This is a genomic window from Streptomyces roseochromogenus subsp. oscitans DS 12.976, assembly GCF_000497445.1.
In the GTDB taxonomy this organism is placed as follows: Bacteria; Actinomycetota; Actinomycetes; order Streptomycetales; family Streptomycetaceae; genus Streptomyces; species Streptomyces oscitans.
Genome location: NZ_CM002285.1, coordinates 8,414,082 through 8,420,145, shown reverse-complemented (window position 1 = coordinate 8,420,145; position 6,064 = coordinate 8,414,082). Strand labels below are relative to the sequence as shown.

The 6,064-nt window shown below is 73.7% G+C and carries 6 protein-coding genes; 1 reads left to right on the top strand and 5 read right to left on the bottom strand.

Annotated elements, in window-relative coordinates; genetic code table 11:
- The 5 genes from M878_RS86100 to M878_RS86080 all read right to left on the bottom strand — a co-directional run.
- Nucleotides 1–2,309: eCIS core domain-containing protein (locus tag M878_RS86100; protein WP_023552713.1), on the bottom strand; the 2,309-nt coding region annotated here is incomplete at its 3' end.
- On the bottom strand, nucleotides 2,306–2,668 hold the full coding sequence (locus M878_RS86095) for a hypothetical protein (RefSeq protein WP_023552712.1): 363 nt from the start codon (nucleotides 2,666–2,668) through the stop codon (nucleotides 2,306–2,308). The genes M878_RS86100 and M878_RS86095, both read right to left, overlap by 4 nt.
- A complete protein-coding gene (locus M878_RS86090) occupies nucleotides 2,659–4,689 on the bottom strand; it encodes an ATP-binding protein (protein ID WP_023552711.1) in 2,031 nt (676 codons plus the stop codon). The genes M878_RS86095 and M878_RS86090 overlap by 10 nt, the downstream gene beginning before the upstream one ends.
- A 20-nt stretch (nucleotides 4,690–4,709) precedes the next feature.
- Entirely contained in the window at nucleotides 4,710–5,327 is a 618-nt protein-coding gene (locus M878_RS86085; protein WP_023552710.1) for a Pvc16 family protein, read from the bottom strand.
- Nucleotides 5,324–5,839 carry a hypothetical protein gene (locus tag M878_RS86080; protein ID WP_158692829.1) on the bottom strand — a complete coding sequence of 172 codons (516 nt, stop codon included), beginning with the start codon at nucleotides 5,837–5,839 and terminating at the stop codon, nucleotides 5,324–5,326. The genes M878_RS86085 and M878_RS86080 overlap by 4 nt, the downstream gene beginning before the upstream one ends.
- Nucleotides 5,840–5,845: 6 nt before the next feature.
- On the opposite strand from M878_RS86080, the gene M878_RS49765 reads away from it, so the two are divergent.
- The coding region (locus M878_RS49765) for a hypothetical protein (RefSeq protein WP_031226843.1) at nucleotides 5,846–6,064 on the top strand (219 nt) is incomplete at its 3' end.

Below are 6,064 nucleotides of genomic sequence, written 5' to 3'. Positions count from 1 at the left end.
GGTCCATAAGGGGCGCCCGCCGGTTGGTGCGGGTGCAGCGCCCCGGCGGACCGTGCGGAGGCGAGGGCGGAGGTCGGCACCGCGGGGGCCGGGGCGTGCTCGGCCTCCTGGCGCTCGTTGTGCTCGGTCGCGCTCTCCTGCTGCGCGGGGGTGGGGGCGGCGCCCTCTTCGGTCTGAGGAGGACGAGCTGACAGTTCGTCAGATTGCTGGCCAGGCCCGGACTTTGGTTCTGTCTCCGGTTTCGCGGCCGGGGAGGCGTCGTCGGCGGGTTGGGCGTGCTCGGGGTCCGGGCCGACCTCCTGCTCGACCGGCTTCTCGGTCTGGAGGTCGCGCTCGGTACGGTCTCCGGCCTCGTTCTCGGCGACGGGACCGGGTTGCGGGGCCGATTGCAGAGTACGGCGGCCCGGGGCGGGCGGGGCCGTCGCGACGGGAGGCTCGGCGGGCTCGTCGTCCTCGCGCTCGCTCTGGCGCGCCGTCTGGACCTTCTCCGCCTTGGTCGGGGGCGGGGCCGGGAAACTGGGGACCTCGGCGGGGACCGGGGCGGATCCGTCGGCGGGCGGGCGCATCTGGTCGGCCGTCGGCACGGAGGAGACGTCGAGGTCGGTGGAGGGCACGAAGTCCTCCGGCTTGAGCGCGGTCTCCGCTTCGCCGGTGGCGCCGGGCCCAACTCCGCCATGGGGACCGTCAACCTCGCTGTCGGCGCCCGGCTCCAGGCCCTCGGGCTCCTCCTGCTCGGGGGGTTCGCCGTCCTCGTCGCCCTCGACGACGCCGTGGCGGGCGAGCGAGCCGTCGCGCTCCTCGGCGGTCTTGTCGACCTCCTCCGGGCGGACGGGGCCGGGCTGCGGGGTGGGCAGGTGGTCCGGATTGTGCGGCTTGCTGCCGGCGACGGGTTGCTTGGCCGCGGACTTCCGCTCATGCTCCGGGGATCCCTCGGCCTTCGTGGCGGCGGGCTTGTCCTTGGGGTCCTTGCTCTGGTCGGTCTTCTGCTGCTGGGCCTGTTGGTCCTTCTTCTCCTGCTGGTCCTGCCGGGCTTCCTGGTCCCTGCGGTCCTTGTCCTGGGCGTCCTTGCCGCCGGCCTGCTGCTGGGCGGCGGTTCGGCCCTGGGCCTGGTCCTGACCCGGCTCGGCTGCCTGCGCCCGGTCCGCGGTCGCGGCGCCGGGCCGGGTGGATGCGGACTGGTCGGCGGAGTCGCCCTCGGGTGCCGAGGACTCCGAGGAGGCGGAGGCGCCGGCGGAAGTGGCCGCGGAGGCATCGGCGGAGGCGCCACCGCCGGTGTCGTACGACGACGAAGTCCCGCCCCGCTCCTCAGAGTTCCGCTTCCCGTGCTTACGCCGCCCGGAGGGACTGCGTTTCTCCTCCTCCGGCTCTCGGGAGGAACCGTCCGGGCGCTGGTGCTCGCGTCGACGGCCCTCGGCCGCGTCGTCGCGGTGCTCCTGCTCGGTCTCGCGGTGGTCGCGTTCCCGTACATCGTCCTGGTCGTGCTCGGCCTCGGTCCGGTCGACCGTGTCCGTGACCGGGACCGGGGTGAGCGGGGTGTCCATACCCTCGGGCAGATGCGAGGTCTGCTCGGCGAGGGCGAGGACGCGCTGGTAGTCGGAGGACGGGAGGCGGAGTTCGAGCTTGGCGAGCACCGCCTGCTCCAACTTCGGTGCAAATCGCATCAGTTGCTTGCGCACGCGCCCCGAGGAGTCGGTCGGGTCGCCCCGGAGCGAACGCAGAATGCCCGCGGTGAGGCGGTCCACGAGGGTGGCCGGGTCCAAGCGCTCGCTGCGCAGCCGGTCGGCGTCGACGCGGGCGTAGCGGAGCCAGCCGGGGGTGGCGGAGCTGTCCCGCGTGACCTCGGGCTGTCCCGCTTCCGCGCCGCGCGCGCCCCGCTCGGCCTGCTGCTCGATGGCGTCGGTGGGCAGGCTGACGCCGCCGAAGTCACGGCCCGCGCGCAGCCGGCCCGGCTGGTCGGGGGCCTGGACCGTGTGCAGCAGCTCGTGCGAGAGCAGGCGGCGGCCGTCCTCGGTGCCGGGGTGGAAGGCGCCCTTGCGGAAGAAGATCTCCTGGCCGACGGTGACCGCGTCGGCACCGACCAGGTCTGCCAGCGCGGCCGAGTCCTCGTCGGTGTGCACGCGAACGCGGCTGAAGTCATGGCCGAGTCGCGCCTCCAACTCCCTGCGGATGCCCGGATCGAGAGGGTGTCCGGCCCCGCTGATGATCTCCTTGGGCTCGGGCGTACGGGCGGCACGCTGCGGCTTGCGGGCCTTCTGCTTGTTGCCGCCGCTGCTCTGCCGGCCCTGGGCGGGCGCGTACGTGCCGCTCATCGGCGCCCCCCGCGGCGGTCCGCGGCACCGGACAGGCCGGCGTGCACCGCGCGGGCGAGGGCCTCGCCCAGGCGGCGCGGGTTGCCCGTGACAGGCAGCTCGGGCAGCCCGGAGAGGAAGTCGCATGCGCTGTCGTCGTCGGCAAGCAGGGCGGCCGGCACCCCGTGCTCGCGTACCAGCCGGTCCAGCTCGCCGTGAAACGACTCGCGGACGCGGTCGGCGTCGCGCGGGCTCAAGTCGAACCCGTCGAAGGCGAGTTCCCCGATGTCGATACGGATCGCGGTCGGCGCGGCTCCCATGGGCACCCGGCGTCTGTCCACGGCCACGTCGGTCACGCCGTGCACGTCGTTCAGACCCACCCGTCCACCTCCGAAGGCGTCAGGGAGCGTTCGAGCTTGAGGTACTCGGTGCGCGCCGCGGCGAGCATGTGCCGCATGCGCACCGGGCTGCCCTCCTCGGCGGCGAGGAAGGCGCCGGCCAGCGCGATGTTGCGGATCGAGCCACCTGCGACGGTGAGTTGAGCGAGGCGCTCGGGGTCCAGCCCCCGTGTCGGCGTCCGGTCCGGGATGACGCGGCGCCAGATCTCGGCGCGCTCCGGCACGGACGGGAAGGGGAAGTCGACGACGAAGCGGATCCGCCGCATGAAGGCGTTGTCCAGGGCCTTCTTCATGTTGGTGGTGAGGACGGCCAGTCCGCGGTAGGCCTCCATGCGCATCAGGAGGTAGCTGACCTCCAGGTTGGCGTACCGGTCGTGGCTGTCCTTGACCTCGCTGCGCTTGCCGAAGAGCGAGTCGGCCTCGTCGAAGAGCAGCAGGGCGCCGCCGCGCTCGGCCGCGTCGAAGACCCGGCGGAGGTTCTTCTCCGTCTCGCCGATGTACTTGCTGACCACCTGCGAGAGATCGATGACGAAGAGGTCGACGCCCAGCTCCCCCGCCATGACCTCGGCGGCCAGGGTCTTGCCGGTTCCGGAACCGCCCGCGAAGAGCGCGGTGACGCCGAGTCCGCGGCGCAGCACGCTCTCGAAACCCCACTCCTGATGGACGGTGGCCCGCCGACGCACATGGGCGACGATCTCGCGGAGTATCGCCCGCTGGCGCTCGGCGACGACCAGGTCGTTCCAGCCGGCCCGCGGTTCGACCCGGCGGCCGAGCTCGTCCAGGGCCATACGGGCCTCCACCAGACCGGCCCGCCAGGCCAGTTGGGTCGCATCGCGGCCGGCGTCGCCGGAGCCCGAGGAACGCCGGACCGAGGTCGCCGCCGAGCGGATGACATGCGCGGGCAGCGAGAACTGGGCGACCAGCCCGCGCAGTCCCCACTCGGTGACCTCCGGAAGACCGCCCAACGCGTCCGTCCAGACGTCCAGCTGCTCCTCCGCACTGAGCGCCGGAACGGTCACCCGCTCGGCGCGGGCGCGAGCGGTCGCCGGACGCGGGTCGTCGGCGGAGAGGACCACCGGCACGGCGAGCCCGCCGGTCAGGGCGTCGACGGCGGCCGAGGTGTCCCGGGCGGAAAGCCCGGACGGCGCCTCACCCAGCGAAACCGACGAACCGTCGTTCAGCTCCACCAGCAGGGCCGCGGGCAGCAGCACCGCCTCCCGCTGCCACAGTCGGGCGAGCCGGTCGCGCTCGCCCGGATCGGTCGGCAGGTCCTCGGCGGACACCGCGTACAGAGTGAGACCGGACTCGCGGGCCGCCGCGGCGGCGATCTCCCAGCGTGTCTGCCGGTCGGCTCCGACCAGCTCGACATGCGGCAGTGCGTCCAGTTCGGCCGCGGCCCAACCCGCGGACACCGCACGCACGGTGCGCTCGTGCGCGGCCGGCAGGGCCTGCGCCGACGGGGCGATCCAGGTCAGCAGTCCGTGCAGGCGGATGTCCAGATAGTCGACGCCGACCAGGAAGTGCAGGATCCGCTCGTCGACCCGGATGCGCGAGGCGGTGAGGGCCACCGTCCCTTCGCGGTCGTCGAGTTCGAGCAGCCGCCAGCGGCGCAGCGGGCCGACCGGGGCGAGCGCGCTCCAGTGCGCGTCGTCCAGGCAGGCCAGGGCCAGCGAGAAGGTCGGGTACGGCCGGGCCGGGTCACCGCAGGCCGCGGCGCAGCGGCTCGCGGTGGTGGAGTCCAGCTCGGCGGCGGCGGCCAGGACGAGGACGTCGCGCTCGAAGGGGCTCAGGCCGAAGCAGGAGGAGAGGGTGTCCAGGGCGCTGCCGGGCTCCGGCTCCGGGGAAGCGGCAGGCTCGGACCGGGCAGTGGCGGCGGACGCGCCGTTGCCGTCAGGCCCGGACGCATGCGCGTCCAGGCGGGCCAGCACCGCCTCCACCGCCACGGACAGCGCCTTGTGGTGCAGTTCGCCGTCACCCGGCACCTTCGCCTTCTCCCCTCCCATGGTCGCGACTCCGCTCCCGCTCAGCCGGCTTCGGGCACGGCGTGCACGGTACGGGTCTTGACGGGCTTGGGCTCGACCGGCGTCGCACGGCCGTCGATCATCACGGCGATGCCCTGGTAGATGAGGGAGAGCGCGTACGGGGTGTTGTTCTGGTAGAGCATCCCCCAGAGCTTGGACGTGTCGTCGATGTCCAGCGCGGTGGGCGTGAAGCGCACCCGCTGCGGGGAGTCGGCCAGATCGGTGCCCTGGAGGTAGGGCTGCTCGGCGGCGGCCTCGATCATCGCCTTGGACAGCACCGGGTTCTCGTGCAGGGTGCGCACCACACAGCCCAGCAGGCGCTGCGGGACCAGCTCGGCCTCGTCGCCGTAGAAGCTGATCAGGTAGTGCAGGTCGAGGGCGGCGGAGGGCCGGGTGAGCACGGTGCCGTCGGCCGCGCGGGTGGGCGCGTCCATGTTGCGCAGCGAGGGGTTGGGCGTCACCTGATACAGGAAGACGGTGATCGTCGGTTCGGCCGGCGGGTCCGTGGGCGGCTTGCGCGCGGCGACGTCGACGGCGAACGGGATGTCGGGCGCCAGTGACTGCGCGATCTGCTGGCGCAGCGCCTCGGTGACCGTGGCCACGGCGAGCGTATTGCTCATCGCTGGGCCTCCCCTCGGGACAGGTACTTCTCCAGGCTCAGGACGGGCGACTGCCGGCCTGGCTGCGGTGCGCGCTCGCGCGGGCGTGCGGCGGCGTCGTTGCGCCGGCCCGCGGCGCGGACTTCCAGGCGGCCGATGCTGATGTGCACGGTGCGCTCCTGCGGGCGCTGCCGCGCGTTGTCGCGGGCGGACTGGCGTACGGCGGCGGTCCCGGCCGGACGTGCCGCGGGCCGGGCGCTCTGGGCGGGTACGAGGGCGGGGGGTGCGGCGCCCTCCGGGTCGGCCTCGGAGGACTCATGGCGCACCGTCAGCTCGGGAGCCTGCCGCCCGACGGCCGGCGGTCGCCGCGTCGGATCATCGCGCTCGCCCTCCCAGGAAGTGCGTCCTGCGGGCCGCGCAGCCGGTTCGGTGGCAGGCTGCGGAACGGCGGCGGGCATCAACACCCCGCGCTGCGGTGCGGTCTGCTCCAGCAGCGCCAACGGCAGTTGTCGAGAACCCGACTGAAGTGGCATCACATCATGACGTGGCGCAGTCTCAACCGGCCGGTGCTGCACGGCAGATGGCTGCGTCCGCCGTACGGACTCCGTCGGCACCCGCTCCTCGAAGTCCTGTCCGAGCGGCTCGGCACGCGCCCCGAAGGCGTCCATCCGCTCGAACGGACCCGGCAGGCGCGGGCGCACCCGCACCACACCGGCGTCCGCCGGGCCTTCCGCGCCGCCGACAGGCGCGGCCGCGGG

Bases quoted from the DNA above. Each gene is read 5' to 3' on its own strand.
- M878_RS86090 (WP_023552711.1), bottom strand. From the start codon at position 4,689: ATGGGAGGGGAGAAGGCGAAGGTGCCGGGTGACGGCGAACTGCACCAC.
- M878_RS86085 (WP_023552710.1), bottom strand. From the start codon at position 5,327: ATGAGCAATACGCTCGCCGTGGCCACGGTCACCGAGGCGCTGCGCCAG.
- M878_RS86080 (WP_158692829.1), bottom strand. From the start codon at position 5,839: ATGCCACTTCAGTCGGGTTCTCGACAACTGCCGTTGGCGCTGCTGGAG.